The 24563-nt window shown below is 74.3% G+C and carries 20 protein-coding genes; 16 read left to right on the top strand and 4 right to left on the bottom strand.

The window, feature by feature from the left end; genetic code table 11:
• Window positions 1-74 precede the first annotated feature (74 nt).
• Entirely contained in the window at window positions 75-590 is a 516-nt protein-coding gene (locus K353_RS09120; RefSeq protein WP_111553076.1) for a DUF4240 domain-containing protein, read from the top strand.
• A gap of 199 nt (window positions 591-789) precedes the next feature.
• Here K353_RS09120 and K353_RS09115 read toward each other — a convergent pair whose 3' ends face one another.
• Window positions 790-1293 carry a GNAT family N-acetyltransferase gene (locus K353_RS09115; protein ID WP_111553075.1) on the bottom strand — a complete coding sequence of 168 codons (504 nt, stop codon included), beginning with the start codon at window positions 1291-1293 and terminating at the stop codon, window positions 790-792.
• 58 nt (window positions 1294-1351) lie between these two features.
• On the opposite strand from K353_RS09115, the gene K353_RS09110 reads away from it, so the two are divergent.
• Window positions 1352-2275 carry a TIGR01777 family oxidoreductase gene (locus K353_RS09110; protein WP_199528047.1) on the top strand — a complete coding sequence of 308 codons (924 nt, stop codon included), beginning with the start codon at window positions 1352-1354 and terminating at the stop codon, window positions 2273-2275.
• 387 nt (window positions 2276-2662) lie between these two features.
• Window positions 2663-3985 (top strand): FAD-dependent oxidoreductase, encoded by a 1323-nt coding sequence (locus K353_RS09105; RefSeq protein WP_111553073.1) that lies wholly within the window; start codon window positions 2663-2665, stop codon window positions 3983-3985.
• 54 nt (window positions 3986-4039) lie between these two features.
• Here K353_RS09105 and K353_RS09100 read toward each other — a convergent pair whose 3' ends face one another.
• Window positions 4040-5650 (bottom strand): regulator, encoded by a 1611-nt coding sequence (locus K353_RS09100; protein WP_233533462.1) that lies wholly within the window; start codon window positions 5648-5650, stop codon window positions 4040-4042.
• A gap of 297 nt (window positions 5651-5947) precedes the next feature.
• On the opposite strand from K353_RS09100, the gene K353_RS09095 reads away from it, so the two are divergent.
• The 7 genes from K353_RS09095 (at window position 5948) to K353_RS09065 (ending at window position 13374) form a co-directional block, all read left to right on the top strand.
• Window positions 5948-6721, top strand: coding sequence for a 3-hydroxybutyrate dehydrogenase (locus K353_RS09095; RefSeq protein ID WP_111553072.1), 774 nt, complete (start codon window positions 5948-5950; stop codon window positions 6719-6721).
• Window positions 6722-6779: 58 nt separating this feature from the next.
• Window positions 6780-8135, top strand: a complete 1356-nt coding sequence (locus tag K353_RS09090) for an MFS transporter (protein WP_111553071.1) — start codon at window positions 6780-6782, stop codon at window positions 8133-8135.
• Window positions 8136-8254: 119 nt separating this feature from the next.
• Window positions 8255-10147 (top strand): GAF domain-containing protein, encoded by a 1893-nt coding sequence (locus tag K353_RS09085; RefSeq protein ID WP_111553070.1) that lies wholly within the window; start codon window positions 8255-8257, stop codon window positions 10145-10147.
• 113 nt (window positions 10148-10260) lie between these two features.
• Entirely contained in the window at window positions 10261-11034 is a 774-nt protein-coding gene (gene lipB / locus K353_RS09080; RefSeq protein WP_233533480.1) for a lipoyl(octanoyl) transferase LipB, read from the top strand.
• A gap of 182 nt (window positions 11035-11216) precedes the next feature.
• The gene (locus K353_RS09075) at window positions 11217-12173 is read left to right on the top strand and encodes a lipoyl synthase (protein ID WP_033254401.1); all 957 of its coding nucleotides are present in this window, start codon (window positions 11217-11219) and stop codon (window positions 12171-12173) included.
• Between the two features lie 240 nt (window positions 12174-12413).
• Window positions 12414-12566 (top strand): hypothetical protein, encoded by a 153-nt coding sequence (locus K353_RS09070; protein WP_199528046.1) that lies wholly within the window; start codon window positions 12414-12416, stop codon window positions 12564-12566.
• Between the two features lie 121 nt (window positions 12567-12687).
• On the top strand, window positions 12688-13374 hold the full coding sequence (locus tag K353_RS09065) for a DUF4191 domain-containing protein (protein ID WP_111553068.1): 687 nt from the start codon (window positions 12688-12690) through the stop codon (window positions 13372-13374).
• Window positions 13375-13543: 169 nt separating this feature from the next.
• Here K353_RS09065 and K353_RS09060 read toward each other — a convergent pair whose 3' ends face one another.
• Window positions 13544-14011 (bottom strand): RDD family protein, encoded by a 468-nt coding sequence (locus tag K353_RS09060; protein ID WP_111553067.1) that lies wholly within the window; start codon window positions 14009-14011, stop codon window positions 13544-13546.
• A 319-nt stretch (window positions 14012-14330) separates the two neighbouring features.
• Between K353_RS09060 and glnA the strand changes: the two genes are divergently transcribed.
• Window positions 14331-15743 (top strand): type I glutamate--ammonia ligase, encoded by a 1413-nt coding sequence (gene glnA / locus K353_RS09055; protein WP_111553066.1) that lies wholly within the window; start codon window positions 14331-14333, stop codon window positions 15741-15743.
• Window positions 15744-16272: 529 nt separating this feature from the next.
• Here glnA and K353_RS09050 read toward each other — a convergent pair.
• Window positions 16273-17553: a glycoside hydrolase family 6 protein gene (locus tag K353_RS09050; protein ID WP_233533461.1), complete on the bottom strand. Its 1281-nt coding sequence runs from the start codon at window positions 17551-17553 to the stop codon at window positions 16273-16275.
• Window positions 17554-18271: 718 nt separating this feature from the next.
• On the opposite strand from K353_RS09050, the gene K353_RS09045 reads away from it, so the two are divergent.
• From K353_RS09045 to K353_RS09025, 5 genes are all read left to right on the top strand, one after another.
• Window positions 18272-19339, top strand: coding sequence for a LacI family DNA-binding transcriptional regulator (locus K353_RS09045; RefSeq protein ID WP_111553064.1), 1068 nt, complete (start codon window positions 18272-18274; stop codon window positions 19337-19339).
• Window positions 19340-19986: 647 nt separating this feature from the next.
• On the top strand, window positions 19987-21486 hold the full coding sequence (locus tag K353_RS09040; protein ID WP_111553063.1) for a GH1 family beta-glucosidase: 1500 nt from the start codon (window positions 19987-19989) through the stop codon (window positions 21484-21486).
• 14 nt (window positions 21487-21500) lie between these two features.
• Window positions 21501-22487 carry an ABC transporter permease gene (locus K353_RS09035; RefSeq protein ID WP_111553062.1) on the top strand — a complete coding sequence of 329 codons (987 nt, stop codon included), beginning with the start codon at window positions 21501-21503 and terminating at the stop codon, window positions 22485-22487.
• A 3-nt stretch (window positions 22488-22490) separates the two neighbouring features.
• Window positions 22491-23504: an ABC transporter permease gene (locus tag K353_RS09030; RefSeq protein WP_111553061.1), complete on the top strand. Its 1014-nt coding sequence runs from the start codon at window positions 22491-22493 to the stop codon at window positions 23502-23504.
• The gene (locus K353_RS09025) at window positions 23501-24538 is read left to right on the top strand and encodes an ABC transporter ATP-binding protein (RefSeq protein ID WP_111553060.1); all 1038 of its coding nucleotides are present in this window, start codon (window positions 23501-23503) and stop codon (window positions 24536-24538) included. Before K353_RS09030 ends, K353_RS09025 begins: the two co-directional genes overlap by 4 nt.
• Window positions 24539-24563: the final 25 nt, after the last annotated feature.

Genomic DNA, 24563 nt, shown 5'->3' with positions numbered 1-24563 from the left:
TCCCGCGCGTTCCGGCCGGGTCGGCGGTCCGATCGGGTGCGCGCGGGGCGGCGATCGTGGAGGCTGGAGCGGTGATGGACGAGACGGGATTCTGGCAACTGGTCGACGAGGCCCGGAAAGCGGCCGCGGGCGACCCGGACGAACAGGCCGAGGTGCTGGTCGAGCGGCTGCTGCGGCTCACCCCGGACGAGGTGCTGGACTTCGCCCGGCAGTTCGAGGCGCGCTTCCAGCGGGCGTACACGGTGGAGCTGTGGGGCGCCGCGTACCTGATGCTCGACGGGGCCTCCGAGGACGGCTTCGACTACTTCCGCTGCTGGCTGATCGGCCAGGGCCGGGACGTCTTCGAGGGCGCCGTGCACGAGCCGGACGCGCTGGCCGAGCTGGTGCCGGACTTCGACGAGGCGGAGGACGGCGACGCGGAGGACCTCGGCTACGCCGCCGACGAGGCGTACGAGCGGCTGACCGGGCTGCCGCTGCCGGACCTGGGGGTGCGCCAGCCGCCGGGCCCCGAGGGGGTGTCCTTCGACTTCGCGGACGGGGCGGTGATGGCCGCCCGCTACACGCGGCTGTGGGAGCTGTACGGGGACTGACCGCCGTACGGGCCGGGCGGGGCGGGCCTTTCGGGTGGCGGCCGTCCGGGTGCCGTGCGGGGCCCGGCGGGGCGGCCCCGGCGGTCGCCGTACCGCTCCGGTCGACCGGCCCGGGGGCGGGGGCGGTTCCGGACCGGCCCCGGCAGGCGTGCTGACGGTCCGTCAGCGACCCGTCCGCGGGCCGGTCGGCGGCCGGCGGTCAGTCCAGGGCGCGGCCCATCCAGACGTCGTCCGCGTAGCCGCCCTCCAGCAGGAAGTGTTCGGGCAGGACGCCGAGGACCCGGAAACCGTTGCGCTCGTAGAGCCGGCGGGCCGGGGCGTTGTGGGCGAGCACCCGCAGTGTCATCCGGCGGGCCCCGTCGGCGCGGGCCGCTTCGCAGGCGGCGGTGAGGAGGGCGTCGCCGACCCGGCGGCCGCGGGCCTCGGGCAGGACGCCCAGGCCTTGGATCTGGCGGACGTGCGCGTTCGACGGGAGCGGGATCTCCCGCACCTGGCGGACGTAGCCGACCACCCGGCCGTCCAGTTCGGCCAGCAGGTACTGGCCGGGGTGGTGGTCGCGGTCGAAGACCGGGGCGTCGGCGGGGCCGCGCGGGGAGACCTCGCTGAGCGGGGACCAGACGGCGTGGTCGACGGCGCGGATCGCGCGCTCGTCCTCGTCCCGCGCCGGACGGATGATCACATCGGTGGAGGGCATGGCGGACATGGTAGACGCCGCTCCGGTCCGGGGTTTCTGACCGGATGGACCCGGGCGGGCTGCGAGGATGGCCGGTATGCGAATCGCGGTGACAGGCTCCACGGGGTTGATCGGGTCCGCGCTGGTGGACTCCCTGCTGACGGACGGGCACGAGGTGCTGCGGCTGGTGCGGCGGCGCTCGCGCACCGGCCCGCAGCCGGACGGGACGGTCGGGGTCGGCTGGAACCCCCAGCTGATGCAGATCGACCGGCCCGCGCTGGAGGGCGTCGAGGCCGTGGTGCACCTGGCCGGGGCGGGCGTCGGCGACCGGCGCTGGACGGACTCCTACCGGCGGGAGATCCGGGACAGCCGGGTGCTGGGCACCGAGACGCTGGCCGCCGCGCTGTCCCGGCTCGAGGAGCCGCCGCGGGTGCTGGTCAGCGCCTCCGCGATCGGCTACTACGGGCAGACCGGCGACCAGGTGATCGACGAGGGCTCGCCGTCCGGCAGCGACTTCCTGGCCGAGGTCTGCCAGGAGTGGGAGCGCGCCGCGCAGCCCGCCGCGGACGCCGGGATCCGGGTGGTGCACCCGCGCACCGGGCTGGTGCTCGACCCCGGGGGCGGTGCCGGGGCGCGGCTGCTGCCGCTGTTCCGGCTGGCGCTGGGCGGACGGCTGGGCAGCGGGGAGCAGTACTGGTCGCTGATCTCGCTGGCCGACGAGGTGGCCGCGCTGCGCTTCCTGATCGACCGCCAGGAGCTGTCCGGGCCGGTCAACCTGGTCGGGCCCGACCCCGTCACCAACGGTGAGCTGACCGCGGAGCTGTCCCGGCAGCTGGGGCGTCCGGCGGTGTTCGCGGTGCCGGAGTGGGCGCTGCGCGCCGTGCTCGGGGAGATGGCCGTCGAGGTGGTGGGCAGTCACCGGGTGGTGCCGAAGGCGCTGCTGGAGGCGGGGTTCGAGTTCCGCGACCCCGACGCGGGGGCGGTCGTCGCGGCGGCGCTCGGGCTGCGGTAGGGGGCAAGGCGGGGGACGGCGCGGGACGTCAGCGGGGGACGGCGCGGGGCGTCAGCGGGGGACGGCGCGGGGCGTCAGCGGGGGGCGCACGGGTGCAGCCGGGCGGCGCGCGAGGTGCGGGCGGTGACGGTGCGCGCCCGCTCCCGCCCGGCGCGCCCGGTTTGGTGCACGCTGGGTGACCGATCGGACTCGCTCCGTGCCCGTGCCGGTGTGATGAGCCGATTGAGTGTCACCCGGCGGTCTGGAGCGGCGGATGACGGGGCATCACCAGTGCGGACCACGTCCGCCCCCCGCTGCCCGCCCCGGCACCGACCCGCGCGCTCACCCGCGGGCACCGCCGCGCGCGGCGGCCACCGGGGGGCTCCGCCAGGGAGGGAGCACCCACTCGTGCCCGCACAGGACTTCACCGGCCGCGCCCGGCGCGGCCAGTCCGGCGAACCCGACGCGATCGTCGTCGGCGCCGGCCTCGCCGGACTGACCGCCGCCGGCGCACTGGCCGCCCGGGGCCTGCACGTCCAGGTCCTGGAGGCCACCGAGCGCGTCGGCGGCCGGATGGCCACCCGCGAACTCGACGGCTTCCGGCTCGACCACGTCGGCCACCTGCTCAACACCGCGCATCCGGAGCTGGCCCGCCGGCTCGACCTCGACCGACTGGACCTGCGCCCGCTCGCCCCCGGCGTCCTGGTGCACAGCGGCGGACGCACCTACCGGTCCGGCGACCCGCAGCTCACCCCGGCCCGGCAGGCCGCCGTCCGCGGGCCGCTCGGCACCCCGCTCGACAAGGCCCGGCTCGCCGCCGCCCTGGCCCGGCTCGCCGCGACGCCCACCGCCCGGATCCACGCCCGCCCGGAGACCACCGCCGCCCGGGCCCTGGCCGACCGCGGCCTGCCCGCCCGCACCGTCGACGGCTTCCTGCGCCCGCTGCTCGGGGCGCTGCTGTCCGACCCGGCGCTGGGCACCTCCAGCCGGGTCGCCGACCTGGTGCTGCGCGCGTACGCCCGGGGCCGGCTCTGCGTTCCGGCGGCGGGCAGCGGGGCCGTCCCCGCGCAGCTCGCCGCCCGGCTCCCGGAGGGCGGCCTCCGGCTCGGCGTCCGGGTCACCTCGGTCGGGACGGACGGCGTCGGGACCGCCGGGCACGGCCGGATCGGGGCCCGGGCCGTGGTCGTCGCCACCGACGCCGCGACGGCGGCCACCCTGCTGCCTGGCCTGCGCCAGCCCGGCTTCCACCCCGTCACCACCTACTACCACGCGGCGGAGCGCTCGCCGCTGGGCGAGGCGGTCCTGCTGCTGGACGCCGAGCGGTCCGGGATCTCGCACTCGCTGGTGCTCAGCGACGCCGACCCCTCGTACGCCGCCGACGGCCGCGCGCTGATCGCCACCACGGTGCTCGGCCGCCGCGCCTTCGACTCCGGCGGGGCGGCGGGCGACGAGCCGGCCGTCCGGCGGCGGCTGGCGGAGCTGTACGGGACCTCCACCGCGGGGTGGGAGTTCCTGACCGTCCGCCACGTCTCCGACGCGGTCGTCTCGATGCCGCCGCCGCACCACTTCCGCCGCTCGGTCCGGCTGCTGGCCGGGCTGTACGTCTGCGGCGACCACCGGGACACCGGGACCGTCCAGGGCGCGCTGGTCTCCGGCCGGCGGGCCGCGGAGGCGGTCCTGCACGACCTGGGCGTCCGCACCGGGACGGAGGCCGCGGAGGCGGCGGCGTAGGGGTGCGTCCGGGGGCCCGGGAGGGCGCGCCCTCCCGGGCCCCCGGACGCCTGCTCAGATCACCCCCGCCTGGCGGGAGGCCTCTTCGAAGGCGCGGGCGGCGGGGGTGGTGCGGTAGGGGGTGAGGCGGCGGTGGAAGTCGCGGAGGTACTCGACGGTGCGGGCGGAGCGCATCTCCCCGGCGGCGCGGAGGGAGTCGGTGGCCATCGAGCAGGCTTCGTCGACGTCGCCCATGCCGAGCCGCGCGGAGGCGAGGACCAGGCGGCACAGGATGCGGCTGCGGGCGTAGGCGGGGGCCCGCAGCCGGAGGGACTTCTCGGCGTGCTGGGCGGCGGGGCGCCACTGCTGGAGGTCCCGGTAGCAGTGGGCGAACTCGTCGGCGAGCTGGGCGTCGTCGAAGTAGCGGGCCCAGGAGGGGACTTCGTCGGCGCCGCGGGCGGTGCCCAGGGCGCGTTCGCAGCGGACCAGGGCGGTGGTGCAGGCCCGGACGTCGCCGGCCAGGGCGTGGCCGCGGGCCTCGGCGGCGTGCATCAGTGCCTGGACGACGGGGGCGGCGGTGGTGCCGACGCCCTGCTGGGCGACCCGGGCGAGCTGGATGGCCTCGCGGGCGTGGCCGAGGTGGACGGCCTGCTGGCTCATGGTGGTGAGGACGAAGCCGCCCAGGACGCGGTCGCCGGCGGCCTGGGAGAGCCGCAGGGCCTGGACGAAGTAGCGCTGGGCGAGGCCGTGCGCGGCGATGTCGAAGGAGGTCCAGCCGGCCAGCCGGGTCAGGTCGGAGACGGCGCCGAACAGGGCGCGGCCGATCTGTTCGCCGTACCGGCCGCGGAGCATGGGTTCGGCCTCGCTCTCCAGGTACCGGACCAGGGCCTGCCGGGCGTGGCCGCCGCCGTAGGCGTGGTCGAGGGCGCGGAACAGGTCGCCGACGGCGCGGATCGCGGCGATGTCGCCGCGGCCGACCCGGACCGGGGGCCTGGACTCCCGGGCCTCGGTGCCCGGTTCGGCGCCGGAGGCGTTCGCCGGGCGGCGCGGTGCCTGCTGGGGGACGCGGGCGCCCTGCGGGGGCGTGCGGAGCTCCTCGGGGGTGAGGGTGGTGCCGTCCCGGGCGACGCGCTCGTCGGTGCGGCCGATCAGCCAGTCGCGGCTGGGGACGACGAGTCCGGCGGGGGTGAAGGCGATCTTGCGGAGTTCGGCGTAGGGGCCGTTGTCCTTGCGCCACATGGAGGCGACGATGTCGACGGCCTCCTGCGGGGTCTCGGCGAACTCCAGCCCGGCGTAGACCGGGGCGCAGGCGTCGAGGCCGACGTCCTGGGCGGTGAGGCGGCGGCCGAGGCGGCGGGTGAAGACCTCGGCGATCAGGGCCGGGGTCGCGCCGCGGGGCTGCTGGCCGCGCAGCCAGCGGGTCACCGAGGTCTTGTCGTAGCGCAGGTCGAGGCCGTGCTCCAGGCCGAGTTGGTCGACCCGGCGGGCGAGGCCGGCGTGCGAGAAGCCGGACTCCTCGATGAGTGCGGCGAGTTGGGGGTTCTGGGCGCGCCCGGCCGCGGGAGCCGGGAGTTCGGTTCGCTCGGGGGCGCGCGGAGGGGTCTCGGCCGCTCCGGTCGGGCGCGGGTCGAGCGGGTCGTCGAGCGGTCGGTACGCGGGGCTGTCGATCACTGGCCGTTGGGGCATAGCAGTCCACACCTCTCAGGCGCCGTTCCGGCCCCTCCTGCCCGGACGGCGCCCCCTGATCGGGAATCGGCGCGAATGTAGCGAGCATTGGGACGCTATGGGCGGATTCGGGCCACCCGTCCTCCGAACGGGTGAACCAGCCCCGCCCGTTGTGAGGAAGCACGGGCGTCGCGTGTTTGAGTTCGGGAGCCGCTGCCCGCGGTGCGGGCGCATGGCTGTGCGCACCACATGTCCGGGTGGTGCTGTGGTGTCCGCCCACATCGTTGCGGGGCCCGCGGATTCCTACCGTTCTCGGCCATGGACACCACTTCTGCCCCGCCCTCCGCGCCGCCGCTGCTCGGCCGCACCGCCCTGGTCACCGGGGCCGCCTCCGGCATCGGCCGGGCCTGCGCGGAGGCGTTCGCCGCGGCGGGCGCGCACGTGTACGTCGTCGACCTGGCGGCCGGCCCCGCCGAGGAGTTGGCGGCCCGGATCGGCGGGACCGCGCACGTCGCGGACCTGTCGGACCCGGAGGCGGTGGAGGCGCTGCCGGCGGACGCGGACATCGTGGTCAACAACGCGGGCCTCCAGCACGTCGCGCCGGTGCACGAGTTCCCGGTGGAGCGGTTCACCCTGATCCAGCGGGTCATGGTGGAGGCCCCGTTCCGGATCCTGCGCCGCACCCTGCCGCACATGTACGAGCGCGAGTGGGGCCGGGTGGTCAACATCTCCTCGGTGCACGGCCTGCGGGCGAGCGCCTTCAAGTCGGCCTACGTGACGGCCAAGCACGCCCTGGAGGGCCTGAGCAAGACGGTGGCCCTGGAGGGCGCCCCGTACGGGGTGACCAGCAACTGCGTGAACCCGGCGTACGTGCGGACCGCGCTGGTGGAGAAGCAGATCGCCGCGCAGGCGCTGGCGCACGGCATCCACGAGGACGAGGTGGTGGAGCGGATCATGCTCGACCGCACCGCCGTCAAGCGGCTGATCGAGCCGGACGAGGTGGCGGAGCTGGCGGTCTGGCTCTGCTCGCCCGGCGCCTCGTACATCACCGGCGCGAGCCTGCCGGTGGACGGCGGCTGGACCGCGCACTGAGCTCCGCCCCCTCCCTCCTCCTCTCCCCCATCTCCCCTCAGCTGCAAGGGAATTCGCCATGTCCAGCTCTCCCGACGACGTGAGACCCGCCTCCCTGCCCCGGGTGGTCGCCGCCTCGCTGATCGGCACGACCATCGAGTGGTACGACTACTTCCTGTACGGATCGGCGGCGGCGCTGGTCTTCGGGCACGTGTTCTTCCCGAAGGCCGACCCGCTGACCGGCACCCTGCTCTCCTTCCTGACCTACGCGATCGGGTTCGCCGCCCGGCCGCTGGGCGCGCTGGTGTTCGGGCACTTCGGCGACCGGATCGGCCGCAAGCGGCTGCTGGTGTTGAGCCTGCTGCTGATGGGCGGCGCGACCACGCTGATCGGCTGCCTGCCCACCTACGACCAGGTCGGCGTCGCGGCGCCGGTGCTGCTGACCGTCCTGCGGCTGGTCCAGGGCTTCGCGCTGGGCGGCGAGTGGGGCGGGGCGGTGCTGCTGGTCTCCGAGCACGGCGACCGGCGGCGGCGCGGCTTCTGGGCGTCCTGGCCGCAGGGCGGCGCGCCGGCCGGCAACCTGCTGGCGGCGGGCGTGCTCTCGCTGATGACGGCCGTCCAGTCGGACGCGGCGTTCCTCGCCTGGGGCTGGCGGGTGCCGTTCCTGCTGTCCGCGCTGCTGGTCATGGTCGGCCTGTGGATCCGGCTCGCGGTGGACGAGTCGCCGCTGTTCAAGGCCGCGCTGGCGGCGGCCGGACAGCGCGGCGGACGGGAGAAGCCGCCGCTGGTGGCGGTGGTGCGCGACCACTGGCGGGACGTGCTGGTGGCGATGGGCGCCCGGATGGCGGAGAACATCTCGTACTACGTGCTGACCACCTTCGTGCTGGCGTACGCCGTCACCCAGACCCACCTGCCCAAGCAGACCGCGCTGAACGCCGTACTGATCGGCTCGGCCGTCCAGTTCGCGCTGATCCCGGCCTTCGGGGCGCTCTCCGACCGGGTCGGCCGCAGGCCGGTCTACCTGGTGGGCGCGCTCGGCGTCGGCGGCTGGGCGTTCGTCTTCTTCCGGATGGCCGACACCGGGAGCTTCGTCCAGCTGACCGCAGCCGTCACCGTCGGCCTGTTCTTCCACAGCATGATGTACGCCCCGCAGGCGGCGTTCTTCTCCGAGCTGTTCGCCACCCGCACCCGCTACTCGGGGGCCTCGATCGGCGCCCAGTTCTCCTCGGTGGCGGCCGGCGCGCCCGCCCCGCTGATCGCCACCGCGCTGCTGAAGGACTACGGCAGCGCCACCCCGATCGCGGTCTACGTGGCCCTCGCCGCGGTGGTCACGGTGGTGGCCGTGCTGTGCGGCCGGGAGACCCGCGGCGCCGACCTGGAGGACGTCGGCGCGGACGCTCGGGTGGACTCCGTGAAGGCGCCCGCTAGCCTCTGAGCACTTCGGCAGGATCAGGGCCGCGTCACCGGGCGACCGGGGGCGCGGCCCCGGCCCGTTCCCGCGGCGGGCCGGGGGGCACGAGGGCCACGGGGGGCACTAGTGACAGGGAAGACCGCATGGACCGCCACACCACCGCCGCGCCGGCGCTGCGCAGACTCCTCGACCTGCTGGCGACCGGCGCCGCCACCGAGGACTTCGGCGAGGTGCTCGCCGACGCCCGCCGCCGGGGCGCGCCCGCCGAGGTGCTGACCGAGATCGACGACGCCACCTGGCAGGCGCTGCGGGTGCACCGGACCATGCGCCAGCACCGCCGCCGCGAGGCCGAGCTGACCGCCCTGTTCGACACCGCGGGCGACCTGGCCGCCTCCCGCGACCTGGACGCGGTGCTCCAGGCCATCGTCCGGCGGGCCCGGATGCTGCTGGGCACCGACACCGCGTACCTGACCCTCCCCGACGAGCGGGCCGGGGACACGTACATGCGGGTCACCGACGGCTCGGTCTCGCCGATCTTCCAGACCTTGCGGCTCAGCCTGGGCGACGGTCTGGGCGGCCTGGTCGCGCAGACCGCCCGGCCCTACGCCAGCCACGACTACCGGGTCGACGAGCGGTTCCGGCACACCGGGCAGATCGACGCGGGCGTGCTGGACGAGGGCCTGGTGGCGATCATCGGGGTGCCGCTGCTGCTCGGCGGCACCGTGATCGGCGTGCTGTTCGCCGCCGACCGCTCGCCGCGGGCCTTCTCCCCCGACGAGGTCGCGCTGCTGTGCACCCTGGCCGCGCACGCCGCGATCGCCCTGGACACCGCCAAGTCGCTGGCCGACACCCGGGCCGCGCTGGCCGAACTGGCCGCCGCCAACGCCGTCATCCGGGCGCACGCCGCCGCCGTCCAGCGCGCCGAGCAGGCCCACGACCGGCTCACCGACCTGGTGCTGCGCGGCGCGGAGGTGGCCGACGTGGCCGCCGAGGTGGCCGCGCTGCTGGACGGCGCGGCCTCGGTGCACGACGCCGAGGGCGCCCCGCTGACCGGCCCCGGCGGCGCCCCCGACGGCCTGGCCGAGGCGGTCACCGCCTCCCGCGCGGGGGGCCACGCGGTCCGGCACGGCACCGAGTGGGTGTGCGCGGTGCTGGCCGGGCAGGAGCTGCTGGGCGCGCTGGTGCTGCACGGGCGGCCCGAGCTGGACGACGCGGACCGGCGGGTGTTCGAGCGGGCCGGCGTCGTCACCGCGCTGCTGCTCCTGCTGCGCCGCTCGGTCGCCGAGACCGAGAACCGGGTCCGCGGCGAGCTGCTGGCCGACCTGCTGACCGCGCCCGGCCGCGACCCGGCCGGGCTGACCGCGCGCGGTCGGCGGCTGGGCGTCGACCTGAACCGGCCGCACCTGGCCCTGGTGGCCGTCGCCGAGGACGCCCTCGCCCAGGGCCGGCTGGCCGGGGCGGCGGCCCGGTACCTGTTCGGCTCGCGCGGCATCAGCGCCGAGTTCGGCGAGGGCGTGGTGCTGCTGGTGCCGCACGAGGGCGGCGGCGACGGCGCGGTGGCCGCGCTCGCGGCCGAGCGGCTGGCCCGGCTGGCGGGCGGCCCGGTCACGGTCGGCACCGGCCGCGCCGCGAACGGCCCGGTCGCGCTGGCCGCGGCGTACGCGGAGGGGGTGCGCTGCGTGCGGGCCCTGCGGGTGCTGGGCCGGGCCGGGGACGGGGCGTGCGCGGCCGACCTGGGCTTCCTGGGCGTGCTGCTGGGCGACGGGCACGACGTGGACGGCTTCGTCCGGGCCACCCTGGGCCCGCTGCTCGACTACGACGCCAAGCGCGGCACCGAGCTGGTGCGCACCCTGCGCGCCTACTTCGACTGCGGCGGCGGCCTGACGAGGGCCAAGGACCTGCTGCACGTCCACGTGAACACGGTGGTGCAGCGGCTGGACCGGGTGGAGGTGCTGCTGGGCCGCGACTGGAACCAGCCGGAGCGGGCGCTGGAGCTCCAGCTGGCGCTGCGGCTCCAGCTGTTGGCGGGGGGCTGAGCGGACCGGCCCGCGGCGGGCCGGGCGTGCCCGGGCCGGGCGTACAGTGGTGAGGTTGGGCTGGTCGGCCGGCAGGGAGTGCTGTGGTGAGCGAGAACGTGCGGTTCGTGCGGATGGGGATAGGCGAGCGGACCGTCCCCTACCAGGAGGCGTGGGCGGAGCAGCAGCGGCTGCACGCGCTGCGGGTCGCGGACGAGATCCCGGACACCGTGCTGCTGCTGGAGCACGACCCGGTGTACACGATGGGCAAGCGCACCAACCCGGCCGACCTGCCGCTGGACGGGACGCCGGTGGTGGAGGTCAACCGCGGCGGGGAGATCACCTGGCACGGCCCCGGGCAGCTGGTCGGCTACCCCATCGTGAAGCTGCCGGACCCGATCGACGTGGTGGCGTACGTGCGGCGGCTGGAGGAGGCGCTGATCCGGGCCTGCGGCGAGTTCGGCGTGGAGACCACCCGGATCGAGGGCCGCAGCGGGGTGTGGAAGCTGGGCGCGGAGATCCCCGGCGCGGTGGTCGACCCCGCGCAGGTGGTGGAGATCGGCAAGCTGACCCTGCGGATGGGCCTGCCGCTGGGCATCGACCCGCGGCTGGCCGGACCCGAGTACGCGCCGTCCAACGCGGGCCAGCGCGGCGACGACCGGAAGCTGGCGGCGATCGGCGTGCGGGTGGCCCGCGGCGTGACCATGCACGGCTTCGCGCTGAACTGCGACCCGGACATGACGTACTTCGACAAGATCGTCCCGTGCGGCATCCGGGACGCCGGGGTGGCCTCGCTGAGCGGGGAGCTGGCCCGGCCGTTCGGGGTGCCGGACGCGGTGGCGGCGGTCGAGCGGAAGCTGGCCGAGGTGCTCGCCGAGCTGCCCGAGCCGGTGGCCGCCGTCCGGTAGCGGGCTGGTGACCGTCCGGTAGCGGGCCGATGGCGGCCGGTCACCGCCCGATGGCGTCCGGTAGCGGAATCGGCGCGGCGCGCCGCGCGTTGCCTTTCGAAGGCAAGCCCCGGGCCGGGCGCCGGCCGTTGAAGCGCAGGCGTACCCTGAGGGGTACCCCGTCTAGTTCTAGGAGTCGCATCGTGTCCGCTGTCGCACCCGACGGCAGGAAGCTCCTCCGGCTGGAGGTCCGCAACAGCGAGACCCCCATCGAGCGGAAGCCCGAGTGGATCAAGACCAGGGCGAAGATGGGGCCGGAGTACAACGCCCTGCAGTCCCTGGTGAAGAAGGAGGGGCTGCACACGGTCTGCCAGGAGGCCGGCTGCCCCAACATCTTCGAGTGCTGGGAGGACCGCGAGGCGACCTTCCTGATCGGCGGCGACCAGTGCACCCGCCGCTGCGACTTCTGCCAGATCGACACCGGCAAGCCCGCCGAGTTCGACCGGGACGAGCCGCGCCGGGTCGCCGAGTCCATCGTCACGATGGACCTGAACTACGCCACCATCACCGGCGTCGCCCGCGACGACCTGGCGGACGGCGGCTCCTGGCTATACGCCGAGACGGTCCGCCAGGTGCACGCGATGACCGCCGCCCGCGAGGCCGGCCGCACCGGCGTCGAACTGCTCATCCCGGACTTCAACGCCGTCCCCGAGCAGCTCGCCGAGGTCTTCTCCGCCCGCCCCGAGGTGCTGGCGCACAACGTCGAGACGGTGCCCCGGATCTTCAAGCGGATCCGCCCGGCGTTCCGCTACGAGCGCTCGCTGGACGTGATCACCCAGGCCCGGGCGGCCGGGCTGGTCACCAAGTCCAACCTGATCCTGGGCATGGGCGAGACCCGCGAGGAGGTCAGCGAGGCGCTGGCCGACCTGGTCGACGCCGGCTGCGAGCTGATCACCATCACCCAGTACCTGCGGCCCTCGCTGCGCCACCACCCGGTGGAGCGCTGGGTGAAGCCGCAGGAGTTCGTCGAGCTCCAGCAGGAGGCCGAGGAGCTGGGCTTCGCCGGGGTGATGTCCGGTCCGCTGGTGCGCTCCTCGTACCGGGCCGGGCGGCTGTACCGGCAGGCGCTGGAGCACCGGGAGCGGGCCGCCGCGGTCTGACCGCGTCGCGTCCGTGCGGGTGCTGCCCGCGGGGCGCTGGGGTGCTCGCCGGGTGCCGGGCCGTACCGGTGAGGGACGGGTCCGTCCGGGCCGGTGAGGGACGGGTCCGTCCGGGCCCGTCCCTCCGGCGCGTCCGGGCTAAGCGCCGACGTTTCACGTGGCATTGACGGACGGGTCACCGTACGGTAACGGGCGTCCGGGACGCTGGAGCGGTACCCGGGTCGAGGAGTTGGTGTGGTCATGCGTACCGGAATCCGGATCGCCCTTCGGCGGGCCGAGCAGATGCTGTTGATCCGCGGCGCGCGCCGCAACGCGTGGGCCGCCGTGTGCGAGAACCGGCGGCTGGCGGGCGAACGCGAGCAGTCCGGGCAGGTGTTCGGACGCGGCGCCTGAACCCCTGGTGGGGGCCGGGGCGGACCCCCGGCGGGAGCCGGGGCCTCCTCGGGGAAAGACCAGGGTCACGAACCGGCACCGCCTTGGATGATCGCGTGTGCCGCCACGTACCATGAGCGGTATGGCGAGGCAAAAATCCGATACTCCTGGGCGGCTCGCACAGATCCGCCAGGCATATGTCATGACCAAGCAGGTCGACACCAAGATCGGCCTGATCATCGCCGGCGTCGGCCTGCTGACCTTCGGCGTGTTCCTCGCCATCGGCTTCGCACTGGACCACCCGGTCTACCTGGGCATCCTCGGTTTCGTGGTGGCGGTGCTGGCGGTCGCGATCGTGTTCGGCCGGCGGGCCGAGCGGGCCGCGTTCGGGCAGATGGAGGGCCAGCCGGGCGCGGTCGCGGCGGTGCTGGGCAACATCCGGCGCGGCTGGAGCGCGAACCAGACCCCGGTGGCGGTCACCCGCAGCCAGGACGCGGTCTACCGAGCGGTCGGCCGGGCCGGCATCGCGCTGATCGGCGAGGGCAATCCGAACCGGGTGCGGCCGCTGCTGGTGTCCGAGAAGAAGAAGATGGCGCGGGTCGTCGGCGACATCCCGGTGCACGACATCATGGTCGGCAACGACGAGGGCCAGATCCCGCTCAAGAAGCTGCAGATCCACCTGATGCGCCTGCCCCGGTCGATCAGCGCCGCCCAGGTCACCGAGACCAACGACCGGCTGCGCGCCCTGGGCGACCTGCTCTCCAAGGCGCCGATCCCCAAGGGCCCGATGCCGAAGGGCGCCCGGATGCCCAAGGGCGGCATGCGCTAGGCGCGACTCCCCCGTTCCGCACCACGGCCCCGCCCGCGAGGTTCCCCTCCGCGAGTGGGGCCGTTCGATGTTCCGGCGCCGCTCGGGGGGCGCTTGGCCGCCTCGGGGGACACTTGGCCGTCTCGGGGGGACGCTCGGCCGTCTACCGGGGCGCTCGGCCGGGAGCGGCTCAGATCCGGACCTCGACGGTGCCGACGGCCTTGTCGTGCAGGCCGCGGGTGTCGCGGTCCCAGACGGCGGCCGGGACGACCAGGCAGAGCAGCAGGGTGCGCAGCAGCACCTGCGGGATGGTGGCGCGGGTGCCGTCCAGCCGGACCACCCGCAGGCCGAACAGGCGCTTGCCGACGGTGGTGCCGGTGGTGGCCAGGAACAGCGCCGTCACCGCGTAGAACAGCGGGGTGGTCCACAGGTTGGCGGTGCTCCGCTCGCCGCCCGCGAGCAGCCCGTACGCGACCAGGCTGACCAGCCAGCCGTCGACGAACAGCGCGCCGATCCGGCGGCCGGGGCCGGCCAGCGAACCGGGCCCGGTGCGCGGGAGGCCGAGGCGCTCGCCGCGGTAGCCGAATTCGGCGCCCATCTTCTCGGCGGCCGCCTTCGGGCCGTCGATCCACGATCCGAGTGCTTCTCTGGTGTCCACGAATCCACCCTAACCGGGCTTACGGCCGGGGCCGGTGGCGGCCCCGGGCGGCGGCGCGCCGCCGGGTTTCCCGTCGGGGTGAACCCGGTGCGCCCGACTGCCACAAGTGGTCTGGACCAGTTGCGGATCTACGGCCCGGCGGGGCCGGGAATTTGCCCGGAACCGTACCGCTTTGCCGCCCGCCCGAATGGCCCGGTTAACATGTGGGAAACAAGCGAGTCACGAGCCGGAAACGGGTCGTTCCTATCGTGAGCCCCTGCACCGGGGCTCCTGTCGCCCCTGACGGAGACTCAGACGTGCACGCCGAGGAGGAGTACGGATGTTCACCAACGCCGACGAGGTGAAGCAGTACATCGCGGACAACGACATCAAGTTCGTCGACGTGCGGTTCTGCGACCTGCCGGGCGTGCTGCAGCACTTCTCGGTCCCGGCCGCCACCTTCGACCCGTCCGAGACCCTGATGTTCGACGGCTCCTCGATCCGCGGCTTCCAGGCCATCCACGAGTCCGACATGGCCCTGGTGCCCGACCTGGCCACCGCCCGGCTGGACCCGTTCCGCGCCGAGAAGCACCTCAACATCAACTTCTTCATCCAGGACCCGATCACCGGCGAGGCCTACAGCCGCGACCCGCGCAACGTCGCCCGCAAGGCCGAGGCGTACCTGGCCTCCTCCGGCATCGCCGACACCGCCTACTTCGGGCCCGAGGCCGAGTTCTACGTCTTCGACTCGGTCCGCTTCGAGACCTCCGCCAACGCCTCCTACTACCACATCGACTCGGTCGCGGGCGCCTGGAACAGCGGCTCCGCCGAGGGCGACGCGCGCGGCTACAAGGTCAAGTACAAGGGCGGCTACTTCCCCGTCCCGCCGGTCGACCACTTCGCCGACCTGCGCGCCGAGATGTCCCTCGAACTCGCCGCGGCCGGGCTGGAGGTGGAGCGCCAGCACCACGAGGTCGGCACCGCCGGACAGGCCGAGATCAACTACAAGTTCAACACCCTGCTGCACGCCGCCGACGACCTGATGCTGTTCAAGTACATCATCAAGAACGTCGCCTGGCGGGCCGGCAAGTCCGCCACCTTCATGCCCAAGCCGATCTTCGGCGACAACGGCTCCGGCATGCACGTCCACCAGTCGCTGTGGACCGGCGGCTCCCCGCTCTTCTACGACGAGCAGGGCTACGCGGGCCTGTCCGACACCGCCCGCTACTACATCGGCGGCATCCTCAAGCACGCCCCCTCGCTGCTCGCCTTCACCAACCCCTCGGTGAACTCCTACCACCGCCTGGTGCCCGGCTTCGAGGCCCCGGTCAACCTGGTCTACTCGCAGCGCAACCGCTCCGCCGCGATCCGCATCCCGATCACCGGCTCCAACGCCAAGGCCAAGCGCATCGAGTTCCGCGCCCCCGACCCGTCCTCCAACCCCTACCTGGCCTTCTCCGCCATGCTGATGGCCGGCCTGGACGGCATCAAGAACAAGATCGAGCCGCTGGAGCCCGTCGACAAGGACCTCTACGAGCTCGCCCCCGACGAGCACGCCGCCGTCCCCCAGGTCCCCGCCTCCCTCGGCGCCGTCCTCGACGCCCTGGAGGCCGACCACGAGTACCTCCTCGCGGGCGGCGTCTTCACCACCGACCTGATCGAGACCTGGATCGACTACAAGCGCACCCACGAGATCGCCCCGATCGCGCTGCGGCCGCACCCGCACGAGTTCGAGCTGTACTACGACCTGTAGGTCCATCTCCGAACCGCGGAAACGCGGTTTGATCTCTCATCGTTTCCGCAGGTCAGGACCTTTCCTGACCTGCGGAAACGCGTGGAGAGGGGTGGGCCGCAGTGCCTCTGGGCCTCGCGATGTGAAATGAGTGTGGAATGAGCAGGGGTGGATCGAACTCACGGTGACGCCTTCCCGCTCTTGCCGGCACCGGACAGTACGCCGTCTCGCTGCCTGACACCCACCACCTGCGGATCGGCCACACCGACGGGAGCGCCCGCGTCGGGAACATCATCGTGAACGGCGGTACCCCGGCCCACCGGTTTTTCCGGCAGCGGGAGGTGGAGCGTCCCGCGGACCGGGGCCGTCGTCCTGCTTGCCGGGAGCGACACCGTCCGGTGCGGCGACTCCGACGGCTGGGCTGCCTGCGTCCCCGTCCTCCGGCGGTCGGGCCGCTCGGAAGAAGTGGCACCGGGCCGCTGGGTGCGCCTCCCCCAGGAGGTGATCCGGCGGCCCGGTGGTGTTGTCGCGGCGGGGGCGAAGTCCGGTCCTAGCGGCCGAGGTTGAAGGTGAGGGCGGGGTTGGCGTTGCGGGCCAGGGTGTGGGCGAAGTCCGGCCACCAGGCGCCGGCGGCGGGGTCCTCGCTGCCGTACTCGGGGTCGGCGGGGCCCGGCGTGCCGCGGTGGCAGGTCCCGTCCGATTCGCCGATGGTCTTGACGTAGAGGTAGGCGTCGGCGAGGGGTTGGCCGGTGTCGGCGGTGGGGCGGACGCCGATGCCGCGGCCGGGGGCGTTGCACCAGGGCTCGGCGTCGGTGTACTTGCCCGCCGGGGGGATCCAGGCGCCCTGGCCGTTGCGGCTGTTGTCCAGGACGTAGTGGGTGAGGTCCTTGACGGGGGGCTTCCCGACGGTCCGGTCGAACCAGGCGTCGACCCACTTCCAGGTGGAGGGGTCGGCGAAGTCGACGGCGTTGCCGGGCTGTCCGTCGTTGGGGGCGGCGGGCGAGTAGTACTGGCTGGCGCAGGTGTCGGTCCGGCCGCGGGCCTCGGCCGGGCCCTCGGTGGCGTACCAGACGCAGGTGGAGACCCAGGTGGCGTACCGGTTGAGCTGGTCGGTGGGCTGGTAGTTGGAGACGTTCAGCGAGAAGCCTTGGGTCTTGGACAGGTTCGCCTTGATCAGCCGTCCGGCCAGCTCGCCGACCGGCTGCCAGTTGCTGCTGCCGCCGTCGAGGTAGACGGAGGTCTTCGGCTGGGCCTCCATGATGTCCACCGCCGCACGGATGTTGGCGTAGCGCTGCTCGGTGCGGGTGCCGTCCGGGTCGCCCTCGGGGCAGTCATTGGGCAGCAGGGCCAGGCCGTCGGGTTCGACGATGACGGCGGCGCGGCCGGTGCCGATGCCGTCGGCGACGCCCTGGACCCAGGCCCGGTACGCCGCCGGGTCGGCCGCGCCGCCGGCCGAGTAGAAGCTGCAGTCGCGGCCGGTGACGTTGTAGAGGACGAAGACCGGGACGGTGCCGGTGGCCTTGGCCGCCAGCATGGTCTTCCGGACGACCTTCCCGATCTCGGCGGGGGTGCCGTAGTCGAGCCAGATCGCCTGCGGCCAGCTGGCCAACTGGGCCATCCGCAGGGCGTCCTGGACCTTGCCCGCCTTGAGGTCGGCGACCGCCTGCCGGGCCGCCCCGGCCTCGGGGTCGACGTAGAAGCGGGTGTTCCCGGGCAGGGTGTGGTCGACCGCCGCGGTGCCGGACGCGGCAGCGGCCACTCCGCCGCCCAGGCCGCCGGAGGCGAGCGCCGCGCAGGCCACGGGGACGAGCAACCGTCGCACTCTGCTCATGGGGAAGGTCTCCTTCGTACGGGGTGGGGCGGGGTGGGTGGGGGTGTGCCCGGCGGCGGGGTGTGCCCGGCGCCGGAGTCCGGCGGATCGGCGGCACGCGGGGCCGGGCGGCGCGCCGCCGGAGGCACGGGCCGGTGGTGCGGGCGGCGGTGCGTACGTGCGCGCGGGCGGGCGGGAGGCACGGGGCGGGCGGGGCGGTCGACAGGGCGTCGGAAGGCTCGCGGGGTGGAAGCGCTTCCAGTTTTGTCGCCGGCCCGGGCTGCCGTGGGCACTCATGGTGGGGGGTGCGCGACGGACGTGTCAAGAGCTGGCCGGGCGGCCGGGCGGCGGGGGCGCCGCCATGGGCGGGCGGTCGGCGGCGCCCCGCGCGACGGCGGTCAGGTGCGGTCCGGAGTGGCCGCCGAGGGGAGCCAGGGGGTGGTGTGGTTCTTCTTTTCACAGCTCGGAGCGGTGGGTGGGGCGGGTTGGGGCGGGCCCGAGGGGGCCGGGTGCCGCACGTCGGGGCGTCGGGGCGGCCCGGCGACGGACGGGGGCGGGTGGCGGCCGGGACGGTCGGTGCGCCCGGGGTGGGGCGGGTGGCGGGTCGGCGGCCGGAAGCGCTACCGGAAAAACCGGGCGTGCGCGGGCGTCGGCTCCGGTGGGTCACGGTCCGGACGGCCGGGGGCGTGGGATCATCGCAGTGTCCGCCGCCACGTGAAGCCGAGGAGCAAGTGTTTCGATGGAGCCGTCGCCCAGGCGCATGCCGACCCTCGACGAAGTAGCGGAACGGGCCGGCGTCTCGCGTACCGCCGCCTCGCGCGTGATCAACAACGTGCCGCACGTCAGTCGGGCGAAGCGGGAGGCGGTGGAGCGGGCGGTCAAGGAGCTGGGCTACGTCCCCAACCCGACCGCGCGGGCGCTGGCCACCCGCAAGGTCGGCGCGGTCGTGCTGGCCGCCTCCAGCGACGAGGCCGGGCTGTTCGCCGATCCCTTCTTCGCCGAGGTCGTGGTGGGGGTGAGCGCCGCGCTGGAACAGTCCGACCTGGAGCTGATCCTGCTGCTGGCCAACACCCCGCGCGGCCGGGAACGCCTGCGGCAGACGGTCCGCTCGCGGCGGGCGGACGGCATCATGCTGATGCCGCTGGACGGCGACGACCCGCTGGGCGGGCTGGGCGAACAACCCGGCGTCCCGGTGGTCTTCGGCGGCCTGCCGCTGACCGGCGAGCCGCGCTGGTACGTGGACGCCGACAACCGCGGCGGCGCCCGGCTGGCGGCCGAGCACTTCGCCCGGACCGGCCGGCGGCGGCCGGTGATGATCACCGGCCAGGCGGACCAGCGGGTCTCGTCGGCCCGCCGACAGGGCTTCACCGAGGGCCTGTTGCTGGCCGGCGTCCCCCTACTGGACGCGGCCTCCGGCGACTTCCAGGAGGAGGGCGGCGTCCGGGCGATGGCCCGACTCCTGGACGCGCACCCGGAGTTGGACGCGGTCTTCGCCGCCTCGGACGGCATGGCGATCGGGGCGCTCCGGGAACTGCGCCGCCGGGGACGCCGGGTGCCCGAGGACGTGGCGGTGATCGGGTTCGACGACCTGGCCAGCGCCCGGCTGACCAACCCGCCGCTGACCACGGTGCACCAGCCGGTGCGGGCCCTGGGCCACGAGATGGCCCGGATGCTGGTCGGCGCGATCGACGGCCAGGACCCGAGCCCGCTGATCCTGCCCACCCGACTGACCGTCCGGGAGTCCGCCCCGTCCCCCGCCCTCCCGGCCCCGGCCGCCACCCCGGCCGCGACCCGCGGGACCCGCTGAGGGGCGGGAGGGAACCCGCCGCCCGCACCGGTGGCGGCGGGCCGGTCGGGTGCGGCAGCAGACGCACGGGCAGGACTCCGGCCGAAGGCCGAAGGCCGACGGCGGACGGCGGACGGCGCCGATGTTCGGCGGCGCGATCGGCGGCCGGCCGGGGCTCGAACCCGCCGCGAGCCGGGCGACACCCGCAGGGGCGGATGGGAAGGGCGCGAGGTCCCGGCTTCACCGGGCGGTTCGGGGACGACGCGAACGCCAGGACGGGGCGCGGCGAACGGCGTTGACGTGTGGCGGAGGCCGGATCGGCGACCCGGCCCCGGCTGCCGCCACCCGCCCCGGCGGCGGCGATTCGTTCGGGTGCGGTGGGGGCGTCGGGGTGGTGCGCGGGCAGGCGGCGGGGCGGGCGGCGTTGAGGTGGGGCGGGGCACGCGGCGACTGGAAGCGCTTCCAAATTGTTTCCGGTTCACCCGGGCAACACCCTTGACACCCTGACCTCACACAGCCGAAACTTCCGGCACGGCCGTGGAAGCGCTTCCAGTATCGCGCTTCCGGCCGAAGGACCACGGAAATCCCCCTCCGCACCAGCAGTCGTCCGGCCCGGCCGGCGACGCAGCGCAGCCTTGCGTCACGCCCACGAATGGGAGCGCTCCCACATGTCTTCTGTCCAGGCCCGACCGGCCCCCGCCGCCGTCTCCGTGGACTCCACGGACTCCACGGAGTCCACGGGCTCCGTGAACCTCCGGGAGGACGCGGAGGACGTCCGCCGCTTCCCCGCCGGCTTCCTGTGGGGCAGCGCCACCTCCGCGTACCAGATCGAGGGCGCGGCGAACGAGGACGGGCGCGGCGCGTCGATCTGGGACACCTTCTGCCGCACGCCCGGCCGGGTGCACCGGGGCGACACCGGTGACGTGGCCGCCGACCACTACCACCGCTGGCGCGAGGACGTCGCGCTGATGAAGGAGCTGGGCCTCAACGCGTACCGGTTCTCGGTGTCCTGGCCGCGGGTGCAGCCGACCGGGCGGGGCCCGGCGGTGGAGCGCGGGCTGGACTTCTACCGGCGGCTGGTGGACGAACTGCTGGAGGCCGGCATCACGCCGGTCGCCACGCTCTACCACTGGGACCTGCCGCAGGAGTTGGAGGACACCGGCGGCTGGCCGCGGCGCGCCACCGCCGAGCGTTTCGCGGAGTACGCCCGGCTGGCGGGCGAGGCGCTGGGCGACCGGGTGCGGCACTGGACCACCCTGAACGAGCCGTGGTGCTCGGCCTTCCTGGGCTACGGCTCCGGGGTGCACGCCCCCGGCCGCACCGACGCCGGTGACGCGCTGCGCGCGGCGCACCACCTCAACCTGGCGCACGGCCTGGGCGCGGCGGCGCTGCGCTCCGTGCTGCCGCGCGGCGCCGAGCTCTCGGTGTCGCTCAACCTGCACCAGGTCCGGCCGCTCACGGAAAGCCCGGCGGACCTGGACGCCGCCCGGCGGATCGACGCGGTGGGCAACCGGGTCTTCCTCGGTCCGATGCTGCGCGGCGCCTACGACGAGGACCTGCTGGCGGACACCGCGCACCTGGTGGACTGGGACGGGCTGGTCCGGCCCGGCGACCTGGCCACCGCCGCCGCCCCGATCGACCAGCTGGGCCTGAACTACTACACCCCGGCGGTGGTCTCGGCGGGCGGCGGCGCCCGCAACGACGCGCACGGCCGCAGCGAGCACAGTCCGTGGTCGGGCGCCGAGGGGGTGGCGTTCCACCAGCCGCCCGGCGAGGTCAGCGCGATGAACTGGAGCATCGACCCGTCCGGTCTGCGCGACCTGCTGGACCGGGTGCACCGGGAGCGTCCGGGCCTGCCGATCGTGATCACCGAGAACGGGATGGCCTGCGAGGACTACGTCTCGCCCGAGGGCGTGGTCAACGACACCGAGCGGATCGCCTACCTGCACCAGCACCTGGGCGCGGTGCACGAGGCGATCGAGGCCGGGGTGCCGGTGGCCGGGTACTTCGCCTGGTCGCTGATGGACAACTTCGAGTGGGCGTACGGCTACGCCAAGCGCTTCGGCCTGGTCTACGTGGACTTCGCCTCGCAGCGGCGCACGCCGAAGAACAGCGCGCTCTGGTACGGCCGGACCAGCCGCCGCGGCGGCCTGACCCGGCGGCCCTGAAGGAGCGCCCGCAGATGCGAACGATCCTGCGCCGTCTCGGCTTCTACCTGCTGGCCGGCTTCGCGGCGGTGACCGCCAACTTCTTCCTGGCCCGGCTGCTGCCCGGCAGCGCGCTGCAGAACGTGCTGTCCAAGCTGCGCTCGGCCAACCTCGACCAGGAGGCGATCAAGGCCCTGGAGGCCCAGTACGGCGGGGGCCACGCGAGCCTGCCCTCGCAGTACCTGACGTACCTGGGCCACCTGCTCCGGGGCGACCTGGGCGTCTCCACCTCGCAGTCCTCGCCGGTGGCGACCATCCTGGGCGAGAGCCTGCCGTGGACGCTCGGACTGGTCGGCACGGCGACCGTACTGGCCTTCCTGGTCGGCACGGTGGGCGGCATCGTGATCGGCTGGAAGCGCAGCGGGCTGCTGGACGGCCTGCTGCCGGCCACCACCTTCTTCCAGGCCGTGCCGTACTTCATCCTGGCCTTCCTGGTGATGATGACGCTGGGCTTCTTCGGCGGCCTCTTCCCCTACCAGAACGGCTATGACATCGGCCGGGACGCCGACCTGACGCACGGCTGGAACGGCCCGTTCGTGCTCAGCGTGGTCGAGCACGGCGCGCTGCCGGTGCTGACCGTGGTGCTGGCCTCGCTGGCCGGCTGGGTGGTCGGGATGCGCAACCTGATGATCACCACGATGGACGAGGACTACGTCCTGGTCGCCGCGGCGAAGGGCCTGCCGCAGTGGCGGGTGGCGGCGGTCGCCGCGCGCAACGCGATCCTGCCGACCATCGCCAACTTCGCGCTGTCGATCAGCCTGGTGGTGACCGGCTCGCTGGTGACCGAGATCGTCTTCACCTACCCGGGCGTCGGCTGGCAGATCTATCAGGCCGTCCTCACCGGCGACTTCCCGCTGCTCCAGGGGATCCTGCTGGTCGTCGTGTTCACCGTGCTGGCCGTGAACCTGGTCGCGGACATCGCCTACGTCGCCCTCGACCCCCGCGCCCGCAAGGAGGCCTGAGCGATGCCCCGGATGCTCCGCTCCCGCAAGGTGGCCACCGGCCTGGTGCTGCTGCTGGTCCTGCTGCTGCTGGCCCTGGTCGGTCCGCTGCTCGCCCCGCATACACCGGACTTCCAGGCCAACCGCAGCAGCGGGCTGCCGCTGCCGCCGTCCGCCGAGTACTGGCTCGGCACCGACCAGCAGCAGCACGACCTGTTCTCCCGGCTGCTGTCCGGCGGCCGCGACACCCTGCTGATCTCCTTCCTGGCCGGCGCGCTGGCCAACGTGCTGTCCGTCCTGGTCGGCGTCACCGCCGGGTACCTGGGCGGGCTGGCCGACGAGGTGCTCTCCGCGCTGACCAACATCTTCCTCGCGCTGCCCGGCCTGCTGATCCTGATGGTGATCATGAAGCCGCTGCCGCCGTCGGAGACCTCGAACCCGTTCCTGATCGGCTCGGTGATCGCGGTCACCGCGTGGGCCTGGGGCGCCCGGGTGCTGCGGGCCCAGACGATGGCGCTGCGCGGTCAGGACTACGTCGAGGCGTCCAAGGTCATCGGCGAGCGCACCTGGCGGATCATCCTCTTCGAGGTGGTGCCGAACCTGCTGCCGATCCTGGCCTCGGCGTTCATCTTCACGGTGATCTACGGCATCGGCACGTACACCGCGCTGGCCTGGCTCGGCGTGATCAGCCCGGCCTCGGTGACCTGGGGCACGGTGCTCAACGAGGCGCAGGCGTCCGGTGCGGCGATCAACGGCTACTGGTGGTGGTACCTGCCGCCGGCGCTGGCGGTGGCCCTGGTCGGCATCGCGCTGGCGCTGATCAACTTCGGCATCGACGAGATCACCAACCCGCGGCTGTCCTCGGTGCGCGGCGGCCGGGGCGTCAAGGTCCGCTTCCGGCTGGGGCTGACCCCGGTGCTGCGGACGGCGGCGCCGACGCGGGAGGAACCGCCTTCCGCGGAGGGCGAGTTCACGCCCACGGCGGTGCGGACCGCCGCGCGGAGCGAAGACCCGAAGACCCTGGAGGCCCAGCCGTGACCGGCGAACCCATCCTCGAAGTGCGCGACCTGTGCGTCGACTACGGCCTGGGCGACCGGGCGGTGCGCGCCATCACCGACGCGAGCCTCACCCTGCGCCGGGGCGAGGTGCTCGGCCTGGCCGGCGAGTCCGGCTCCGGCAAGTCCACCCTGGCGTACGCGCTGACCCGGCTGCTGCGCGCCCCCGGCGTGATCACCGGCGGCGAGGTCCGCTTCCACGGCCGGGACGGCTCGCTGGACCTGCTGGCGGCCGACGCGGCCGAGCTGCGCCGGGTGCGCTGGAACCAGATCTCGGTGGTCTTCCAGAGCGCCATGCACGCCCTGAACCCGGTGGCCCGGATCGACGCCCAGCTGACCGACGCGCTGCGGGCGCACCGCGCCGGGCCGACCGCCGCGCAGCGCACCGAGCGGGCGGCGGAACTGCTGCGGCTGGTGGGCATCAGCGCGGACCGGCTGCACAGCTACCCGCACGAGCTGTCCGGCGGCATGCGGCAGCGGGTGATGATCGCGATGGCCCTGGCGCTGGACCCGGAGATCGTCGTCATGGACGAGCCGACCACCGCGCTGGACGTCGTCACCCAGCGCGAGATCCTCACCGAACTCCTGCGGCTCAAGGACGCGTTGGGCTTCGCGATCGTCTTCATCACGCACGACCTGTCGCTCCTGGTCGAGCTGGCCGACACCATCGCGATCATGTACGCGGGGCGGCTGCTGGAACGCGCCCCGGCCCGGGCGCTGTTCGAGGGCCCCCGGCACCCGTACACGGCCGGCCTGCTCGACTCCTTCCCCGCGCTGCACGGCGAACGGGTGCGGATGGAGGGCATCCCCGGCTCGCCGCCCGCCCTGACCGCACTGCCGACCGGCTGCTCCTTCCACCCGCGCTGCGCGTTCGCGCTGGAGCGCTGCGCCGTCGACTTCCCGCCCACCACCGTGCCCGCGGGCGACTCCGCCGGGCGGCTGGCCGCGTGCTGGCTGCACGGGGGCGGCCGCGAACTGCCGGCACCGCTGGCCCGATCCCTGGGGAGGAACCTGTGACCGGCACCGTCGACCCCACCGCGCC

The organism is Kitasatospora sp. SolWspMP-SS2h, from assembly GCF_003259315.1.
In the GTDB taxonomy this organism is placed as follows: domain Bacteria; phylum Actinomycetota; class Actinomycetes; order Streptomycetales; family Streptomycetaceae; genus Kitasatospora; species Kitasatospora fiedleri.
The sequence above is the reverse complement of the archived record's forward strand: the minus strand, read 5'-3'. Positions and strand labels throughout refer to the sequence as shown.